Source organism: Streptomyces davaonensis JCM 4913 (assembly GCF_000349325.1).
Taxonomy (GTDB): Bacteria; Actinomycetota; Actinomycetes; order Streptomycetales; family Streptomycetaceae; genus Streptomyces; species Streptomyces davaonensis.
On sequence record NC_020504.1, the window covers coordinates 2,448,047 to 2,465,881 of the forward strand.

The window sequence follows — 17,835 nt, forward strand, 5'->3', positions numbered from 1 at the left end:
GTCCGATGTCTTTCCGCACCACCACCTACGTCGAGGACGTCTCGCCGGGCCGCGGGGCCCTGCCGCCCCGCGCCTGGTACCCGTCCTCCGACGCGAAGTCCCTCTCCTTGAACGGCAGTTGGAGCTTCCGGCTGTCGGCGACGGCGGACGCCGAGGACGACTCCTTCGCCACCGAGGGGTACGACGCCACGGACTGGGCGTCGGTGACGGTCCCCGGCCACTGGGTCCTCCAGGGGCACGGTTCCCCCATCTACACCAACCACCTCTACCCCTTCCCGGTGGACCCGCCCCACGTCCCCACGGACAACCCCACCGGCGACCATCTGCGCCGCTTCGACCTGCCCGAGGACTGGCCCGCGGACGGGGAGGCGACGATCCGCTTCGACGGCGTCGAGTCCTGCGCCCGGGTCTGGCTCAACGGCACCGAGCTGGGCGAGTTCAAGGGCTCCCGGCTGCCGCACGAGTTCGCGGTCGGGCACCTGCTGCGGCCGGGCGGCAATGTGCTGGCCGTCCGGGTCCACCAGTGGTCCGCGGGCTCGTACCTGGAGGACCAGGACCAGTGGTGGCTGCCCGGCATCTTCCGTGACGTCACCCTGCTGCACCGCCCGACGGGCGCCGTCGGCGACTTCTTCGTGCACGCCTCCTACGACCATGTCACCGGCGAGGGCACGCTGCTGGTCGACTCCGAGGTCGCCGGGCGGGTGACCGTGCCGGAGCTGGGACTCGACCTGGCGACCGGCGAGCCGGTGGCGGTACCGGTCGAACCGTGGACCGCCGAGACGCCCCGGCTGTACGACGGTGTGCTGGCGACCAAGGGCGAGCAGGTCCCGCTCAGGATCGGCTTCCGTACGGTCGTGCTCGAAGACGGCCTGATCAAGGTCAACGGCAAGGCAGTCCTCTTCAAGGGCGTCAACCGGCACGAGTGGCACCCGGAGAACGGCCGCGCGCTGGACCTGGCGACCATGCGCGAGGACGTGCTGCTGATGAAGCGGCACAACCTCAACGCGGTCCGCACCTCCCACTACCCGCCGCACCCCGCCTTCCTGGACCTGTGCGACGAGCTGGGCCTGTGGGTCATCGACGAGTGCGATCTGGAGACCCACGGCTTCACCGAGCAGGGCTGGCGCGACAACCCCGTCGACGACGACCGCTGGACCCCGGCCCTGCTGGACCGCGCGGCCCTGATGGTCGAGCGGGACAAGAACCATCCGTCGGTGATCTTCTGGTCGCTGGGCAACGAGGCGGGCACCGGGCGCGGTCTGACCGCGATGGCCGAGTGGATCCACGGCCGCGACCCCGACCGCCTGGTGCACTACGAGGGCGACTTGGGCTGCCGGGACACGGATGTGTACTCGCGGATGTACGCCTTCCACGACGAGGTCGAGCAGATCGGGCGGGGCCTGGACGGCGGCACCCACAAACGGCGCGAACTCCCCTTCATCCTGTGCGAGTACGCCCACGCCATGGGCAACGGTCCGGGGGGACTCGCGGACTACCAGGAGCTGTTCGAGCGGTACGACCGGCTCCAGGGCGGTTTCGTCTGGGAGTGGATCGATCACGGCATCCGCCACCCCGAACTCGGCTATGCCTATGGCGGCGACTTCGGCGAGGAGTTGCACGACGGCAACTTCGTCTGCGACGGTCTTGTCTTCCCCGACCGGACGCCGTCCCCGGGTCTGGTCGAGTACAAGAAGGTCATCGAGCCGGTCCGTTTCGAGGGCGACGGCGCCGACGGCACCGTACGCCTGGTCAACCGGTACGACTTCGCCGATCTGTCGGGGCTCGCGCTGGAGTGGGCGTACCAGGTGGACGGCGAGACGGTGGAGGCGGGCACGCTGGCCATGCCTCGGCCGGCGCCGGGCTCCTCGGTCGATCTGAAGCTGCCCGAGCCGCCCGCCGACGGCCGGGGCGGCGAGGCGCAGTGGACCGTGCGGGCGGTGCTGGCCGAGGACACCGCCTGGGCGCCGCGGGGGCATGAGGTGGCCTGGGCCCAACTCCCGGTCACCGAGCGGGTGAAGCCCACGGTCGTCCCGGCCGCCGCACCCGTCTCGGGCGAGCGGATCGTCCGCCTCGGCCCCGGGACCTTCGACGCCCGCACCGGCGCGCTGCTGCGGGTCGGCGGGGTCGAGGTGAGCGGGCCCCGGCTGGATGTGTGGCGGGCGCCCACCGACAACGACGACGGCGCCGAGTGGCAGACGGACCTCCGCTACGGGCTGCTGTGGCGGAAGTTCGGCCTGCACCGCATGCAACACCGGTTGGACGGCGTCGAGTCGGGCACCGACGCGCTGACGGTACGGACCCGGGTGGCGCCCGCCGCCTGGGAGATCGGCCTGGACACGGTGTACCGCTGGACCACCGACGGCGACCGGCTGCGGCTGTCGGTGTCGGTGACCCCCCAGGGCGACTGGACGGTGCCGCTCCCCCGGCTCGGCGTCCGGTTCGCCCTGGCCCGGGCGGACGCGGTGCGCTGGTTCGGGGGCGGCCCGGGTGAGGCGTACCCCGACTCGAAGTCCGCGTCGAGGCTGGGCCGTTGGGACGCCACGGTGGACGGCCTCCAGACCCCGTACGTCCGCCCGCAGGAGAACGGAGCCCGCGCCGACGTGCGCTGGGTGGAGCTGGGCGGACTGCGGATCGAGGGCGACCCGGAGTTCTGGTTCACCGCCCGCCGCTGGACCACCGAGCAGCTCGAAGCCGCCCGGCACCTGACCGACCTCACGCCGGGCGACCGGGTCTGGGTCAACCTCGACCACGGCCAGCACGGCATCGGCTCCCAGTCCTGCGGCCCCGGCCCGCTGCCGCAATACTTCCTGCGGGCCGAGCCGGCGGAGTTCTCGTTCGTCTTCTCGGAGGTGCGTTGAGCGCCACCATCGAGGTCCGGGCCCTCACCCGGACCTTCCACACCACCATGCGGCGTCCCGGCCTGGCCGGGGCGCTGCGCTCCCTCGTAGCTCCGGAGCGGCAGGAGAAGCGCGCCGTGGTGGACGTGACGTTCGACGTGGCCGCGGGCGAACTCCTCGCGCTGCTCGGCCCGAACGGCGCCGGGAAGTCCACCACCATCAAGATGCTCACCGGCATTCTCACGCCCACCTCCGGCTCGGCCCGGGTGGCAGGGGTGGTGCCGTACCAGGAGCGGGAGCGCAACGCCAGGAACATCGGCGCGGTGTTCGGGCAGCGCACCCAGTTGTGGTGGGATCTGCCGGTGCGGGAGTCGTTCGCGATCCTGCGGGACATCTACGAGGTGCCGAAGTCCGAACACGCCGCCCGGCTGCGGGAGTTCGACGAGCTGCTGGACCTGTCGTCGTTCTGGGACACCCGGGTGCGGCATCTCTCCCTCGGCCAGCGGGTGCGCTGCGATCTGGCGGCGGCCCTGCTGCACGATCCGCCGGTGGTCTTCCTCGACGAGCCGACGATCGGCATGGACGTCGTGGTGAAGGAGCAGGTTCGGGAGTTCCTGCGGCACCAGGTGGAGCAGCGCGGCCGTACCGTCCTGCTGACCACGCACGACATGACGGAGGTCGAGCGGCTCGCCGAGCGGGTCGTGCTCATCAACCACGGGCGGCTGGTCCTGGACGGCACGCTGGACGAGATCCGCCGCAAGTTCGGCTCCACTTGGCAGGTGCGGGCGACCCTCGCCGATCCGGCCGCCGAGGTGAGGGCGCTGCCGGGTATCGCGGTGCTGCGGCGGGAGGGGTCGCAGGTGGTGTTCGGGCCCGACGGGCCCGCATCGCCCACCGTGCAGCAGGCGCTGAAGACCGTCATCGAGCGGTACGAGGTGACGGGGGTCGCCGTCGACGAAGCGGATCTGGAGGACGTGATGCGAGCCGCCTACGTCCATGCCGGGAGCGCATGATGGCCGTACTGCACGCCTGGCGCGCCGCCCGCGTCACCCCGCTCGGCGAACTGCACGCGCCGCCCAGGATGACCGCCGTGCTGGTCCGGCTGTCCGTCCAGGTGGTGCTGGTCGCCTCGCTCTGGCACGGCCTGTACTCGGCACAGTCGGGCACCACCGCGGGGCTCGGCGAAAGCCAGGCGGTGACCTTCGCGGTGCTGGCCGTCCTCGCCTCCCGGCTGCGGGAGCTGGACCAGTTCGCGGGCCGGGACACGGTCATCCAGCACATGCACTACGGCACGATCGTCTACTGGTACCTGCGCCCGCTGCCGCCCCGGCGCTACTACGCCCTGCGCGCCCTCGGCGAGCAGCTCTACGGGCTGGCGTGGGCGCTCGCGGGCTACGCGGTGTGTTTCGCCGCCGGGGTGGTGAAGCCGCCCGAATCGGCCGCCGTGGCCGGGGCGTTCGCGCTGAGCCTGCTGCTCGGGCAGTGGGTGCTGTACTACGTCGTGCTCGCCACCGACCAGTGGTGCTTCTGGGCGCTGCGCAACCACTCGGCGGTGATGATCCTGGTCTTCGCGCAGAACCTGATGTCGGGTGTGTACGCGCCCCTGTGGTTCTTCCCCGACTGGTTCCTGACGCTGAGCCGACTGCTGCCGTTCCAGGCGACGCTGAACGTGCCGCTGTCGATCTACATCGGCCGGATCCCGCTGTCGGAGGCGGCCGGGCAGCTGGCGCTCCAGGCGGCCTGGGTCGTGGCGCTCGGCCTGTTCACCCGGTTCCTGTGGCGGCGCGCCGCCCGCCGTGTCATCTCACAGGGAGGCTGACGCGGTGAACGCCGTCCGTATCGCGTGGCGCGTCACGCGGCTCAACTTCCGTGCGCAGCTTGAGTATCGCGCCGAGTTCCTGCTGAACATCCTGATCGGGGCGATCTGGCAGGTCTCGGTGATCGTGTTCGCGACCGTGCTGCTGGCCCGGTTCACCGGGATGGGCGGCTGGGACAGCTCCGAGGTGCTGCTGATCCCGGCGACCCGGATGCTCGCGCACGGGCTGTTCGTGCTGTTCCTGGGCCGGATGCACGGCCTCGGGCGGGACATCCAGGAAGGCAGGATCGACATCTATCTGGTGCGCCCGATGCCGGTGCACCGCCAGGTCCAGCTCGCCTACTTCCCGACCAACGCGATCGGCGACCTGACGGTGGCGATCGGCCTGATGGCCGGTGCGCTCAGCCGCAGCCAACTGGAGTGGACACCGGGCCGTATCGCATACCTGATCGCCGCGATCGTCGGCGGACTGCTGCTGGAGGCCGCCCTGTTCACGGCGGTCGCCTCCGCCTCCCTGCGCTTCCCGGCCGCCGACTACTGGGGCCGTTGGCTGGAGGAACTCCTCGGCACCTTCGGCAGCTACCCGCTGAACGTGCTGCCGAGAGCGGTGAGCGGCCTCCTGACGTACGGGCTTCCGCTCGCGTTCGTCGCCTACTTCCCGGCCGCCGTCCTCACCGGCCACGACACCGGTGTCCCGTACGCGCTGGCGGCGGCCTCGCCGCTGCTCGGGGTGGTGGCCTATCTGGGGGCGCGGCGGCTGTGGCGGTGGAGCCTGAAGCACTACACCGGGGTGAACGGCTGACCCGGGGGCGGGGTCAGGTCCGCCCAGTGGTCGGCGAGGTCCGGGACCGGCTGGGGTACGGGGCCGAGTCCGCCGTGGTGCGGGGTGTCGAGGTCGTGCACCGCGTCCTGGACCGCACGTTCGGACAGGGCCGGGGGCGGGGCGGGCAGGGTGTAGTGGACGGTGTGGCCGCCGTCGGTGTCGGCGTGGTGCGGGACGGGGGTGTAGCCGTTCCAGTCGATGCCGTTGAGGCTGCGTATCTGGTCGGCCCAGTGCTGGGCGTCGCGCAGCTCGCCGTGGCGCACATGGTGCAGGTACAGACAGAGCGCCGCGGTGACGCTGCCCGCGCCGGCGGCGTACTGCCACCAGAACTGGGCGCCCTCCTCCTGCCCCGCGAGATGGAGCAGACAGGCGAAGGGCAGGGCGCCGTCGGGGTCGCGGCTGGCGTCGAAGGCGGTGATGCGGCGGGCGGCACCGTCGTGGTGGACGGTGCCGCGGCACAGCAGACGCAGATCGCGCGCCGCCTGGTCGTGCAGTGCGGCGGGCGCCGAACGGTCCCGTCCGGCGCCGCTCGGCAGGGCGGAGAAGAACCGCACCCAGCGCAGCTCGTGCAGCTGACGGGCGAGGCCGTGCCGGGCGGACTCCAGGTCGGCATGGGTGTACTCGCCCCGGAAGACACGCGCGCGGCGCAAGGCCTCCTCGATGCTGCGCGGGGTGCGGCTCATGCGTGGGTCACTCCTTGTCGTCGTCGGCGGTGGCGTCGGACCGGTACCCCATGGCGGCGGCCAGCCGATGTTTGGCGGTACGGCGGGTGGAGCGGACGGTGGCCTCGCTGATGCCCATGATCAGGGCGGTGTCACGGGTGTCGAAGCCGAGGGCGTCCCGCAGCACGAGCACGTCGAACTGGCGCTCGCTGAGCCGGGTCATCCCCCGGTACAGTCCCATGCCCTCCTCCAACTCCGCGATCTCCTTGCCGTATTCGGCATGGAAGGTGGAGCGGAAGGCGCCGAGCAGGGGTGCGCTGGCGGCGCTGATGGCGCGGGCGAAGGCGAGCGTCTCGGTGGTGGCGGGGCTACGGCCCTGCGCGGCGAGTTCGCCGTGCACGCGCTGCTTGAACAGGGCCCAGGCGTATCCGCCCGGGTTGTCCATGACCTCCAGACGGCCCCAGATGGTGGCCAGATAGACGAAGGTGGTGTCCACCAGCCTGCGGGCGGCGGTGGCGTTGCCGAGGTGGATCCGGCCGTACTCCAGGCAGGCCCGGTCGTAGCGGGCCTGGAACGCCCAGAACTCGGGGGGCATGACGGAACGGTGGCTGCGGATCGCGGGACCTGCGGGGTCGGGGGCGGGACTGGTCATCGGCGGCCTCCGGGGGTCGGGGTGGCCGTGGTCACGGGGGGCTGGGGCTGATCGCTCAGGGCGGACGCCCCAATACGGACTCCGGCGCCGAGGAGGCGTCGCACTAAGAACCACACGTCGGGCGCGTAGGAGCGCGCCGCGGCGGCGATGGCCAGCACGAGGCCGGCTACGTCGTAGTTCACAGTGGATTTTTTCCTTCACTTTCCGACGGTGCCGTACCGCTCCGTCCCCCGTGTCGTTGCGGGCCGGACACCTGGAGCCTGGTTGCTCTGGAAAACAGATAAGCGGATCCCACCCGCCAAACGTGCAGCCCGCCGAGCAGATCTTCCTGACGGAAGGTGTCCCTCCGCCTACCGTCGGGTAGCCCCGCCTTTGCGCCCGCTCACCTCCCACACCCCCCGAGCTGGGGTTCCGTCGAATCCGATGAACTCCGACCGTCGTTTGCGCGAACGTGACACACCGGGACCCATTTTGACGGTGTGTCACAGATCACGTTTGGTCGTTGGTGATACCAATGCGCCGGTTCGGGCTCAGTGGTCCGCGCAGCACGGGGTCGGGTCCGGTACTTCGAAGGGGACCAGGGTTCCGCCCACCGCGGGCATCGCGGAGAGCACCAGGGAGCCGTCCTGCCAGTGCGGGCGGACGTGGTCGCGGGTCATGAGGCGGGTGTCCGGGCGCGGGGGCTCCGCGGCGCCCAGCACCGTCACGCGGTCGATCCCGGAGCGGTCGAGCAGCTCCGCGATCGTCAGCGTGCCGGTGAGCGCCGCGGAGCCGGGGTACGCCACGGCACGGCCGACGGCGTCGGGAACGCCGTCGCACACCTCGTAGCCCTGGCCGGTGAGCGCCTCCCGGGCGGTGCGCAGGAGGGGCTCGGTGGGCCAGGTGAAGGACAGCGCGACCCGCGGCCGGTCACCGCGCAGCAGGTGCGTGCAGCCGAACGCGCCGTCGGGGAGGGCGAGTTCGGCGGCGAGCCGCAGCAGCAGGTGATCGGCCGCGCGCAGGTCCCGCAGCTCCGGGTCGACGGTGAGGGCGTACCCCTTGGTCACGACGGCAGGACCCACACCGGGTTGGAGTAGAACCACAGGTCCACCCACGGGTCGGCGTCACCGACGACGTCGATCGCCGGGCCCGCCGGATCGACCGCGGCGCCCATCGCGCCGACCGCGGACCGGTTCCCGTCGGTGCCGCGCAGCCGGACGTACAACGGACGGTCCACGCGGCCCAGTTCGTAGGTGAGGCGGACGGTGCCGGACGCCTTGTCCACCTCGTAGGACTTGACGACCTTGGCGCTCGGCGCGGTGAGGGTGTCCTTGTCGGCCGCGGCACCGGTCATGTCGCCCTGGATGACGTCGACGCGCGCCAGCTTCGGCAGGAAGCCCGCCCAGTTGGGGCCGCCGGCCAGTGCGATGTCCACGCTCAGCGTGACCTTCGTGCCCTTCTTCACGTGCAGCGCGCCGCCCAGCGTGGCCCAGCGGCTGCCGCCGGCGACGCGGACGTCGAGGCCGCTGATCAACTGGCCGTGGTCGACCCAGATCCGCCCGGCCCGGATGCCGTCCATGACGGCGGCGTAGGAGAATCCGTCGGCGCCGACGTGCGTACGGCTGTACTGGCCGGGCCAGTAGTCACCCTGGGTGACGTCGATCCTGCCGCCGTAGACCGGGTCGTCGTAGCGGCCGTTGGCGTTGAAGTCACCGCCGCCGCGCGCCGCGGTGTCGGCGTAGACCTGGTGGGAGTCGGAGTTGGCGGTGATCCACCAGGGCTTGCCCTCGGCGAGGAGGCCGTCCCACAGGCCGCCGACGGTCGCCGTCATCCAGTCGAAGCCGCCCCAGGTGCGGTAGCTCTCCGGCGGGTAGCCCGCGAAGGAGTTGGCGCTCGGGTTGTTGTCGTAGATGCCGCGGGCGCGGGCCATGCCGAGCGGGGCCGGAAGACCCGCGGCCTGGTGGCCGGGCGCGCCCTCGAAGCCGACGGCGATCTGGCGGTTGGCGCCGTTGGCGTCACGCCAGCCGCGGATCTCGTGCGGGGAGTCGACACCACGCCGCGCCGGGTGGTTGGCGAGCATCAGAGCGTCCTTGACCTTGCGCCGCTGCACCTGCTCCGCGAGGAAGTTCAGGCCCGCGATGGCGAGGGCCTCGTTGGCGGGCGTGGAGTCGGAGGCGCCCTTGACGCTGCCGTCGTAGTCCGTCTCGAACTGCTTGAGGACGGAGACCTCGTTCTTGCCCGGGTGGACGAAGACGGTGCCGTGCTCGGCGGCCGGGATGTTCCACTCCAGGCCCTGGAAGACGAGGGTGTCCTCGTAGGCCGAACGGGCCTCCTGGATGTCCGGATTGACCTTCTCCACGCCGATCTTGGCGTGTGCGACGCTGCCGTGGTCGGTGATGACCAGCCAGTCCATGCCGTGCTTGGCACCCTGACGGACCTGGTCGACGACCCGGTACTTGCCGTCGCTGCTGTACTGGGTGTGGATGTGGTGGTCACCGGCCAGCCACAGGAAGCCCTTGCTCCGACGGGTGTGGTTGACACCGTTGTCAGCGGCGGCGGCCGGGGTCTGGCCGGCCAGCACGCTGCCGGCGGCGAGACCCGCGCCGAGCAGGCCGGCGCGGCGCAGCAGCGAACGGCGCGACTGCTGCTCGGGGGTGAGCGCCTCGTCCGGGACGTTCACGTCGAAGGCGGCGGGCAGCGGCGTCACCTCCGCGTGGTGGTGATCGTGGTCGTGGTCGTGCCCGTGGTGATGGTGGTGATGCCCGTGTCCCATGACGCCTCCGGTTGTCCGGTCCGCTGCGGCGCGCGACCACGCCGCGTGTGGAGGATCAAGGCAAAACATGAACGTTGAACGAGCGATGCGTGGACGGCGAGTGCCCCGCACACGGCGGAACGCCACCCCTCCCACAGGTTCCCCAACTGACCTTGCACGTCACGCCAGTTGACATCGAACCTGAACGATGTTCGCCTTTTCCGATGAAGGACACCCCCACCATGAGACGCATCCTCGGCACCCTCGCGGCCGCCACGCTGGCCCTCACCGGTCTCGCCGCCGCCCCCGCACAGGCCGCCCCCACCGGCTCCTTCAGCGTGCTGACCTACAACATCGCGGGCCTGCCCCTCGGCCTCGGCGACAGCGACCCGGAGACCAACACCCCGCTCATCGGTCAGCGCCTCGGCCCGTACGACCTGGTCAATGTGCAGGAGGACTTCAACTACCACGCCTCCCTGTACGCCAACGACACCCACCCCCACCGCACCGCCACCAGTGGCGGCGCGGGCTTCGGCGACGGCCTCAACACCCTGTCCGACCATGCCTTCGAGGATTTCGAGCGGGTCGACTGGAACGACTGCACCAACGCGGACTGTCTGACCCCGAAGGGCTTCACCCTGGCCCGGGTCCGGCTCGCCGAGGGCGTCTTCGTGGACCTGTACAACGTCCACACCAACGCCGACACCACGGACGCGGCCCTCGCCGCCCGCCGCGCCAACATCGAGCAGCTGTCGGACTTCATCCAGGCCAACTCGGCCGGGAACGCGGTGATCGTCATGGGCGACACCAACACCCGGTACACACGCGCGGGCGACAACATCCGCACCCTGCTGTCGGAGAACGGCCTCACCGACCCGTGGGTCGACCTGGTCAAGGGCGGTACGGCGCCCGCGCAGGGCAGCGAGGCGCTGGTCTGCGACTCGGCGGCGCCGACGAACGACTGCGAGGTCGTCGACAAGGTCCTGTACCGGGGCAGCGACCTCGTCTCGCTGAACGCCACCCGCTACAACAACGAGTGGGCGTCCTTCCTGCGCTCGGACGGCGAGCACCTCTCCGACCACTTCCCGCACACGGTCGACTTCTCCTACACCGTCGACTCCTCGCTGAGGGCGAGCGACTTCTTCGGCGGCCCGCACGGCACGGCCTTCAACGACGCGGACGATCTCCCCGCCACGGTCGCTCCCCGCACCCTCACCCTGCGCGGCGCCTCCCGCCTGGACGCGGTGGCGCTCACGCACGACGGCGGTACGACGCTGAGCCACGGCGGGACGGGCGGCACCGCGGCCTCGCTGACCCTCGCCGCCGGTGAGCACCTCACCTCGGTGAAGCTGACACGGGGTCAGAAGGACGGGCGTACCCGGATCTTCTCGGCCGCCTTCGGCACCGACAAGGGGCGGAGTGTGTCGGCCGGTACGGCGACGTCGGACACGAAGACCTTCACGGCGCCGACGGGGTGGCAGATAGTCGGCTTCACGGGACGCTCCGGCACCGAGATCGACAAGCTCGGGGTGCTCTACGCGCCGATCGGCTGAGCCGGGAGGGGGGCCGCGGGATCAGTCCGCGGCCCCCCCTCACTCGTTGCGCCGTACCTCACTCGTTGCGCAGTACCTCCGCCACCGTCAGCCGCCCCGCCCGCCGGGCCGGGACCAGCGCCCCCAGTACCGCGATGACGACCCCGGCGAGGGCCAGGCCGGCGAGCGCCGGGGCCTGCCAGACGTCCGTCATGTAGGCGGGCAGGGTGATGTCGACCGCGCCGGCCATGCGGGGGACGACGAGTTCGTAGGCCGCGATGCCCAGCGGGACGCCGAGCAGGGAGCCGGTCACGCCCAGTACCGCCATCGAGGTCACGGTCATCGCCGTGACCTGTCGCGGTGTCATCCCGATGGACTTGAGCATGCCCAAGTCCCTGCGGCGGTCGTGGGTGTTGAGGACCACCGTGTTGAAGACGCCGAGGGCGGAGACGACGGCGAGCATCAGGGTGAGCGCCGTGGCGGAGCCGATCACGGTCTGCGTCACGGTGTTGGCACCCTGCACCGCCGGGCTGACTCCCGGCTCGGCGTCCGCCGCCGCGCGCGCGTAGGCTGCCGGGTCCGTGCCGTCGCGCAACCGGACGTGGTAGGCGATGGGCTCCTCGCGCGGGGCCAGGGTCCCGAACGTCGACCAGTCGACGACCACGCTCCGGGGGTCGCTCTGCATGTACTCCCCGACGACACGGACCCGTTCGGCCCGGTCCCCCTTCTCCAGCCGGACGTACTCGCCGATCCGCACATCGTTGTGGCGCAGGAAGGCGGACCCGGCGACGATCTCACCGGCACCGCGCGTCCACCGCCCCTCGGTGAGCACACTGTCCAGCCGGAGCCGGTCACCCCGGCGGGCCTCGATCCACACCAGGTCCGCCGAGCCCGCCATTCGGACCTGGACATCGGCCCGTGCCGTCACCTCATCCGCACCGGGCAACCCGGCGAACAGGGCGTGCAGTTCGGCATCCGAGCGCTTTGGGCGGACCTCCTTGCCGTCCTTGTGCTGCCCCACGTACACCGTGACCTGATAGGCGTCGCGCCCCGCACTGCCGAACCGGTCCATCGTGGTCGCGAGGCCCGTCGCGAAGGTCACCGTGGTCACGCCCAGGACCACGGCGGCGAGGGTGAGCGCGCTGCGCCCCGGCCGGGCGAACGGCAGCCCCGTGCCCAGACTCACCGAGCGCGGCAACCGGCTGCCGGCCAGCCGCCGTTGAATTCCCAGGGCGCGCCCGGCGCGGGGCGCGCTGCCCGCGCTGATCGCCCGCACGGCCGACATACGGTGGGCGCGCACGGCCGGGGCGAGCGCTGCGAGGACGCAGAGCACTGGCATGCCGAGCAGCGTCACGGTGTTCACCCACGGCGGCACGGAGACGCTGCCGTGGAACACCCCCGCGTCCGGCCCGGAGAAGACGAACTCGAAGAACGGCCGGGCCAGCAGGTTTCCCAGGACGGTGCCGAGTGCGCAACCGAGCACCGCCGGCACGGAAATCATCGTGAGGTAGACGGCGACGACCTGTCCCGGGGTGAAGCCAAGTGCCTTGAGCACGCCGATGTGCCGCATTCCGGAGATCACCGCACCGCTGACCACGTTACCGATGATGAGCACCGCAACGGCGATGCCGAGGATGCCGAAGGTCATCAGATACGGGGTGTACGCGCGGGCCGAACCGCTCATCTGCTCCTTGAGCGTGAGGTACGACCGGGAGGCGGTGAGCGCGTCCGCCGGCAGCCCCTCGATCAACGTGGCCACCCCCGTGCGCAGTTCGTCCTGTGTCGCCGCGTCGTCGAAGCGGACGAGCAGTTGGGAGGTCCGAGGATTCAAGGCTCCGATCTGCTCGGGGGTCACCCAGGCGTCCGCGGTACGGCTCAGGTCGAAGGCGAACCCGACGACGGTGAGGGTCGGCCCCGAGGGGATCCGGAGCTTCTTGCCCAGGTCGTCCGACGTCCAGTCGGACTGCCGGTTCACCACGACCTCGCCGGGCCGGGTGGCCCAGCGGCCCGCCCACAGATCGAGTCGGTCCACCGGCCCGTCGGCGTCGGCGCGCCCGACGACGCTGATCTCACTGCCCAAGCCGAACTCCATCGCCCGGGTGGGCAGTTCGACCGAGGCCAGGGCGAACGGCCCGGCGATGGCCTCGACTCCGGGCTGCCGGGCCGCTCGCGCGAGTTCGCCGTCGGTCACGCGGTCGGCGTCGAACGCGGCCACGACATGCGGCCCGCGCTGCTTGTCGAAAGCCTTGTCGAACGGCCCCGACGCGGCGTCGACCAGGCCGAGGGCGACCACCATCGCCGCCGTGGAGGTCAGCGTGACCAGCGCGATCACCACCGTCTGGAGCCTGCGGCGCCGTACCGCCGCCCGCGCGGCCCGCCAGACCGCCCTCATGCGGACGGCTCCAGGGTGTGCTCCCCGATGACCCGGCCGTCGGCGAACTCGACGATCCGGCTCGCGCAGCGACGGGCCAGGTGGGCGTCGTGGGTGACCAGGACGAGGGTCTGGCCGATCTGGTTGAGGTCGATCAGCAGGTCCATCACCTGCTCGCCCGAGCGGCTGTCCAGGGCGCCGGTCGGCTCGTCGGCCAGCAGCAGGGCGGGGCGGTTCATCAACGCCCGTGCCACGGCGACGCGTTGCCGCTCGCCGCCGCTGAGCACCGCCGGGTAGGCGTTGCGCCGGTCGGCGATCCCGAGCTCCTCGAAGAGCTCCAGGGCGCGGCGGCGGGCCTGCCTGGCCGGGGTGCCGGTCAACTGGGCGGCGAGGGCGACGTTGTCGAGCGCCGAGAGGTCGTCGATGAGATTGAAGAACTGGAAGATCATGCCGATCCGGCGCCGCCGGTACAGGGCCAGCCCCTTCTCCGACAGTTCCCCCACGCTCTCCCCGTGCACGACGACCGACCCGGCGCTCGGCCGGTCGAGCCCCGCGATCATGTTGAGCAGCGTCGACTTGCCGCACCCCGAGGGCCCCATCACCGCCACGGCCTCCCCCGCCGCGATCCGTAGCGACACCCCGTCCAACGCCGTGGTCTCGCCGTACTCCTTGCGCACTCCGTCGAGTCGTACGACGACCCCGCTGTCCTCTGTGGCCATGCCAAGGACGCTACGGGGCACCGCGGTTGCGGGCATCCCTCCCCGGATGGCAGTCGGCGGCCCGCCTCATCCCCGGGATGCAGGTCCTGCATCTCCCGGCCGATGCGCCCCGGTTGGCCGTCTGCCAAGGTGAGGGCGTGTGGAAGTCAATGGTGCTGGTGGCGGCGGGTGTGGCCGTGCTGGGTCTGACCGTGGCGCTGATCCGGACGCGGCAGCGGTGGCAGGCCGCGGTCGGTGAGCGGGGCTGGCTGCTGGAGCGCGAGCGGGAGAGCGCGGCACGGGCCGCGGTCACGGCCGAACGGGACCGTATCGCACGGGAGTTGCACGACATCGTGAGTCATAACGTCAGCCTGATGGTGGTGCAGGCGAGCGCGGCCAGGGAGGTGCTCGGCACCATGCCGGACGAGGCGGCGACGGCACTGCGCGCGGTGGAGGACGCGGGGCGCGGGGCGATGACGGACCTACGGCATCTGCTCGGCGTGCTGGCGCCGTCGCCGGACGGGGAGGACGTCGAGGAGGGTGGGAGCGGTACAGCGGTCCAGGTCCCGCAGCCCGGGCTCGACCGGCTCGGCACCCTCGTCGACCGGGTCTCCTTCGCCGGGCTGCCGGTCGAGGTACGGATCTCCGGCGAGCCGCGCCCGCTGCCGCAGGGGGTGGACGTGACGGCGTACCGCATCGTCCAGGAGGCCCTGACCAACGCCCTCCGGCACGGCGACGGCGGCAAGGCCGAGGTCACCGTGCGGTACGCCGATCACGCCCTGCGCGTCGAGGTCCTCAACACCGGCCCCAGCGTCCTGACCGGCGAGGCGCCGCCCCGTGCGGCACGGCGAGGGCAGGGGACGGGGCGCGGGCTGCTGGGGCTGCGGGAGCGGGTCGCGGTGTACGGCGGTGACCTGGACGCCCGGCGCCGGCTCGGCGGCGGTTACCGGGTCCGGGCGCGCATCCCGCTGGACCGCCCGTGACGGGGCCCCGGGTCCTGGTCGTCGACGACCAGACGCTGATCCGCACCGGCTTCCGGCTGATCCTGACCGCCCGTGGCATCGAGGTGGCGGGCGAGGCCGCGGACGGCGCGGAGGCGGTGTCGCTGGCCCGCGAGCTGAAGCCGGACGTGGTCCTGATGGACATCCGGATGCCGACGATGGACGGCCTGGAGGCCACCCGCCGAGTTCTCCAACAGTCCCCGGACTGCCGGGTGTTGATGCTGACCACGTTCGACCTGGACCACTACGTCTACACGGCCCTGTCGATCGGGGCGAGCGGCTTCCTGCTCAAGGACGTCACGCCGGAACACCTGGCGGCCGCGGTACGCCTGGTCAACTCGGGCGACGCACTGCTCGCCCCGTCCATCACCCGTCGCTTGGTGGAACGCTTCGCGTCGGCGGCTCCCACTCCCGCACCCCCGACCTCCCTGTCGGCGCTCACACCACGGGAGCTGGAGGTCCTGACCCTGCTGGGCCGGGGCCTGTCCAACACGGAGCTGGCCGAGCACCTCACCCTCAGCGAGGCCACGGTGAAGTCCCATGTGGCCCGCATCTTCTCGAAGCTGGCGCTGCGGGACCGTGCGCAGGCGGTGGTGCTGGCGTACGAGACGGGTCTGGTGAAGCCGGGGACGACATGAGACCGATTCCTAGGAGGTCTAGGTCGTAAGCTAGTGCCCGCAGCAATGGAGGTCATGCCATGCCCCGAGCGGGTCTCACCGCCGACCGCATCACCGCGGCCGCCGCCGATCTGGCCGACGAGGTCGGCTTCGAGAAGGTCAGTCTGTCGGCGCTGGCGCGGCAGTTCGGCGTGAAGGACGCCAGTCTGTACTCGCATGTGCGCAACCTCCAGGACCTCCGGACGCGGATCGCGCTGCTCGCGGGCGGGGAGATGATCGACCGGATCGCCCTGGCAGTCGCGGGCCGTGCGGGCAAGGACGCGCTGGCGGCCTTCGCGGACGCCTACCGGGAGTACGCCCTGGAGCACCCGGGCAGATACGCGGCGACCCAGATCCGCGTCGACCAGACCCTGCTGACGGACTCCCCCGCGATGCGCCGCACCGCCGAGATCACCTACGGCATGCTCCGCGCCTACGGCCTGGAGGAACCCGATCTCACCGACGCGGTACGCCTGTTGCGCAGCACCTTCCACGGCTACTGCGCCCTGGAGTCCACCGGCGCCTTCGGCGCTCCCAGGGACGTACGCCGTTCCTGGGAGCGTGCGGTCGAGGCGCTGCATGTGGCCCTGGAGAACTGGCCGACGCTACCGCTGCATCACTAGCCCCTGCACATCGGCGTACGTCGGTGTCCCGCCGCGCGGAGTCCGGCCGGCCCGGATGTCGGTGGCCGTCTCCACCGCCGCGCCGAGCGCGCGTCGGTAGAGCAGCGAGCCGAGGCTGACGCGGCGGACGCCGAGGCCGGCGAGACGGGAGAGGGGCGGGCCGGTGGGTGAGTACAGGATGTTCAGCGGGGCGTGGAGCTGTCGGACCAGGGTGGCGATCCGCGCGGGGTCGTTCATCCCGGGGACGAACACGCAGTCGGCACCGGCCTCTTGGTAGGCGTCGAGCCGACGCAGCGTGTCCCGTTCGTCCCCCTCGCCCAGCCAGTACGTGTCGGTGCGCGCGTTGACGAAGAGGTCCGGTGCCGCCTTCTTCACGGCCGCGATCTTCGCCGCGTGCCCCGCGACGGCCCCCAGGCCGTCCTCCAGATTGATTCCCACCGCCCCCACCGCGGCCAGCTGCCGGGCGAACTCCCCTACCTCGTCCGGGTCCTGGCTGAAGCCGCCCTCCGCGTCGACGGAGAGCAGGAACGGCCCGCTGCCGAGCGTGAGGGCGAGCCGGAGGGTCTCGTCGCGCGTCACCGACGCCCCGTCCGGCAGCCCCGCCCCCGCGGCGACGGCCAGGCTCGTGGTGGCGACGGCCGGGAAGCCCTCGGCGGCCAGCGCCAGGGCGGACGCGTGGTCCCAGGCGTTGGGGAGGAGCAGCGGTTCCCCGGTGTGGTGGAGACGGGCGAAGGGGGTCATGACGGCACGGTAGGCCGGGATCGCTTCGGCCCCGGCCGAACGATGACCGGGGCCGAGCCTGTGAACGTCAGCTCGCCCGCTCCGCCGCACTCCGCAGCACACAGAACTCATTGCCCTCGGGATCCGCCAGGACCGCCCACCCCGTACCGTCCGGGTTGCGGCGGTCGGCGACCAGGGTGGCGCCGAGGGCGAGGACGCGGTGGATCTCCTCGTCGCGGGTGCGGTCCTCCGGCTGGAGGCAGAAGTGCAGCCGGTTCTTGACGGTCTTGGCCTCCGGCACGTTGATGAAGAGCACCTTCGCCTCCTCGATCAGCACCTCCTCGTCGCCGGGCTTGTCGTCCTCGTGCACGGGCAGGTCCAGGACCTTCGACCAGAACTGGGCGAGTCCGTAGGCGTCGGCGCTGTCGACGGTGGTGTGCCGGATCACAGAAGTCATGCGCGCGATTCTCATCCGTACCCGACACACCCGGCAAGGAGATAACGACTGGTGCAGCCACGGGGGTGGACCGTGAAGCCGAGGACCAGTACGCATCAGGTGGCGGTCGCCTTTCTGAAAAACCGAAATTCAGGCCCCGGAAAGGTCATTTACCGTTCAAATATCAAGGCCCTCGAACACCTGCAAACGGACTTGTTTCTTCATATGCGGAATGGGTTGAATGGCGCCCCGAATTCACCGCCTTCGAGAGCGCCGA

The 17,835-nt window shown here is 71.4% G+C and carries 17 protein-coding genes; 8 read left to right on the forward strand and 9 right to left on the reverse strand.

Annotated features, from left to right (window positions below; genetic code table 11):
• The first annotated feature begins 5 nt into the window (after positions 1 to 5).
• Genes BN159_RS10590 through BN159_RS10605 form a run of 4 tightly spaced genes read left to right on the forward strand, consistent with a single transcriptional unit; the run spans position 6 to position 5,455 of the window.
• Entirely contained in the window at positions 6 to 2,858 is a 2,853-nt protein-coding gene (locus BN159_RS10590; RefSeq protein ID WP_015656952.1) for a glycoside hydrolase family 2 TIM barrel-domain containing protein, read from the forward strand.
• Complete coding sequence (locus BN159_RS10595) at positions 2,855 to 3,850, forward strand: ABC transporter ATP-binding protein (RefSeq protein WP_015656953.1); 996 nt, start codon at positions 2,855 to 2,857, stop codon at positions 3,848 to 3,850. Before BN159_RS10590 ends, BN159_RS10595 begins: the two co-directional genes overlap by 4 nt.
• A complete protein-coding gene (locus BN159_RS10600) occupies positions 3,850 to 4,656 on the forward strand; it encodes an ABC-2 family transporter protein (protein ID WP_015656954.1) in 807 nt (268 codons plus the stop codon). The genes BN159_RS10595 and BN159_RS10600 overlap by 1 nt, the downstream gene beginning before the upstream one ends.
• Before the next feature lie 4 nt (positions 4,657 to 4,660).
• On the forward strand, positions 4,661 to 5,455 hold the full coding sequence (locus BN159_RS10605) for an ABC transporter permease (protein WP_015656955.1): 795 nt from the start codon (positions 4,661 to 4,663) through the stop codon (positions 5,453 to 5,455).
• Here the strand turns inward: BN159_RS10605 and BN159_RS10610 are convergent.
• The 5 genes from BN159_RS10610 to BN159_RS10630 form a co-directional block, all read right to left on the reverse strand.
• Positions 5,434 to 6,159 (reverse strand): hypothetical protein, encoded by a 726-nt coding sequence (locus BN159_RS10610; protein WP_015656956.1) that lies wholly within the window; start codon positions 6,157 to 6,159, stop codon positions 5,434 to 5,436. The genes BN159_RS10605 and BN159_RS10610 overlap by 22 nt on opposite strands.
• Positions 6,160 to 6,166: 7 nt before the next feature.
• Positions 6,167 to 6,790: a sigma-70 family RNA polymerase sigma factor gene (locus BN159_RS42820; protein WP_015656957.1), complete on the reverse strand. Its 624-nt coding sequence runs from the start codon at positions 6,788 to 6,790 to the stop codon at positions 6,167 to 6,169.
• Positions 6,787 to 6,972, reverse strand: coding sequence for a hypothetical protein (locus tag BN159_RS10620; RefSeq protein WP_015656958.1), 186 nt, complete (start codon positions 6,970 to 6,972; stop codon positions 6,787 to 6,789). Before BN159_RS10620 ends, BN159_RS42820 begins: the two co-directional genes overlap by 4 nt.
• 348 nt (positions 6,973 to 7,320) lie before the next feature.
• The gene (locus BN159_RS10625) at positions 7,321 to 7,836 is read right to left on the reverse strand and encodes a hypothetical protein (RefSeq protein ID WP_015656959.1); all 516 of its coding nucleotides are present in this window, start codon (positions 7,834 to 7,836) and stop codon (positions 7,321 to 7,323) included.
• The gene (locus tag BN159_RS10630) at positions 7,833 to 9,542 is read right to left on the reverse strand and encodes a PHP domain-containing protein (RefSeq protein WP_015656960.1); all 1,710 of its coding nucleotides are present in this window, start codon (positions 9,540 to 9,542) and stop codon (positions 7,833 to 7,835) included. Before BN159_RS10630 ends, BN159_RS10625 begins: the two co-directional genes overlap by 4 nt.
• 221 nt (positions 9,543 to 9,763) lie before the next feature.
• Between BN159_RS10630 and BN159_RS10635 the strand changes: the two genes are divergently transcribed.
• Positions 9,764 to 11,074 (forward strand): jacalin-like lectin, encoded by a 1,311-nt coding sequence (locus BN159_RS10635; RefSeq protein ID WP_015656961.1) that lies wholly within the window; start codon positions 9,764 to 9,766, stop codon positions 11,072 to 11,074.
• A gap of 58 nt (positions 11,075 to 11,132) precedes the next feature.
• Here the strand turns inward: BN159_RS10635 and BN159_RS10640 are convergent, their stop codons facing one another.
• Positions 11,133 to 13,445 (reverse strand): ABC transporter permease, encoded by a 2,313-nt coding sequence (locus tag BN159_RS10640; protein ID WP_015656962.1) that lies wholly within the window; start codon positions 13,443 to 13,445, stop codon positions 11,133 to 11,135.
• Positions 13,442 to 14,143: an ABC transporter ATP-binding protein gene (locus tag BN159_RS10645; protein ID WP_015656963.1), complete on the reverse strand. Its 702-nt coding sequence runs from the start codon at positions 14,141 to 14,143 to the stop codon at positions 13,442 to 13,444. Before BN159_RS10645 ends, BN159_RS10640 begins: the two co-directional genes overlap by 4 nt.
• Before the next feature lie 137 nt (positions 14,144 to 14,280).
• Here BN159_RS10645 and BN159_RS10650 point away from each other — a divergent pair, with 137 nt between their 5' ends.
• From BN159_RS10650 to BN159_RS10660, 3 genes are read left to right on the forward strand one after another with little or no spacing between them, the layout of a single operon-like run.
• Entirely contained in the window at positions 14,281 to 15,105 is an 825-nt protein-coding gene (locus tag BN159_RS10650; RefSeq protein ID WP_231905601.1) for a sensor histidine kinase, read from the forward strand.
• Positions 15,102 to 15,761 carry a response regulator gene (locus tag BN159_RS10655; protein ID WP_015656965.1) on the forward strand — a complete coding sequence of 220 codons (660 nt, stop codon included), beginning with the start codon at positions 15,102 to 15,104 and terminating at the stop codon, positions 15,759 to 15,761. The genes BN159_RS10650 and BN159_RS10655 overlap by 4 nt, the downstream gene beginning before the upstream one ends.
• Positions 15,762 to 15,820: 59 nt before the next feature.
• On the forward strand, positions 15,821 to 16,402 hold the full coding sequence (locus tag BN159_RS10660; protein WP_015656966.1) for a TetR/AcrR family transcriptional regulator: 582 nt from the start codon (positions 15,821 to 15,823) through the stop codon (positions 16,400 to 16,402).
• On the opposite strand, the gene BN159_RS10665 is transcribed toward BN159_RS10660, so the two are convergent.
• Complete coding sequence (locus tag BN159_RS10665) at positions 16,385 to 17,143, reverse strand: isocitrate lyase/PEP mutase family protein (protein WP_015656967.1); 759 nt, start codon at positions 17,141 to 17,143, stop codon at positions 16,385 to 16,387. The two genes, BN159_RS10660 and BN159_RS10665, sit on opposite strands and share 18 nt — an antisense overlap.
• Before the next feature lie 67 nt (positions 17,144 to 17,210).
• Positions 17,211 to 17,579 carry a VOC family protein gene (locus tag BN159_RS45695; protein WP_015656968.1) on the reverse strand — a complete coding sequence of 123 codons (369 nt, stop codon included), beginning with the start codon at positions 17,577 to 17,579 and terminating at the stop codon, positions 17,211 to 17,213.
• Positions 17,580 to 17,835 lie beyond the last annotated feature (256 nt).

What these genes read in the sequence shown, in the direction of transcription:
- BN159_RS10640 (WP_015656962.1), bottom strand. Translation starts at nt 13,445, where the DNA reads ATGAGGGCGGTCTGGCGGGCCGCGCGGGCGGCGGTACGGCGCCGCAGG.
- BN159_RS10630 (WP_015656960.1), bottom strand. Translation starts at nt 9,542, where the DNA reads ATGGGACACGGGCATCACCACCATCACCACGGGCACGACCACGACCAC.
- BN159_RS10635 (WP_015656961.1), top strand. Translation starts at nt 9,764, where the DNA reads ATGAGACGCATCCTCGGCACCCTCGCGGCCGCCACGCTGGCCCTCACC.
- BN159_RS45695 (WP_015656968.1), bottom strand. Translation starts at nt 17,579, where the DNA reads ATGACTTCTGTGATCCGGCACACCACCGTCGACAGCGCCGACGCCTAC.
- BN159_RS10590 (WP_015656952.1), top strand. Translation starts at nt 6, where the DNA reads ATGTCTTTCCGCACCACCACCTACGTCGAGGACGTCTCGCCGGGCCGC.
- BN159_RS10660 (WP_015656966.1), top strand. Translation starts at nt 15,821, where the DNA reads ATGCCCCGAGCGGGTCTCACCGCCGACCGCATCACCGCGGCCGCCGCC.
- BN159_RS10665 (WP_015656967.1), bottom strand. Translation starts at nt 17,143, where the DNA reads ATGACCCCCTTCGCCCGTCTCCACCACACCGGGGAACCGCTGCTCCTC.
- BN159_RS10610 (WP_015656956.1), bottom strand. Translation starts at nt 6,159, where the DNA reads ATGAGCCGCACCCCGCGCAGCATCGAGGAGGCCTTGCGCCGCGCGCGT.
- BN159_RS10645 (WP_015656963.1), bottom strand. Translation starts at nt 14,143, where the DNA reads ATGGCCACAGAGGACAGCGGGGTCGTCGTACGACTCGACGGAGTGCGC.
- BN159_RS42820 (WP_015656957.1), bottom strand. Translation starts at nt 6,790, where the DNA reads ATGACCAGTCCCGCCCCCGACCCCGCAGGTCCCGCGATCCGCAGCCAC.
- BN159_RS10600 (WP_015656954.1), top strand. Translation starts at nt 3,850, where the DNA reads ATGGCCGTACTGCACGCCTGGCGCGCCGCCCGCGTCACCCCGCTCGGC.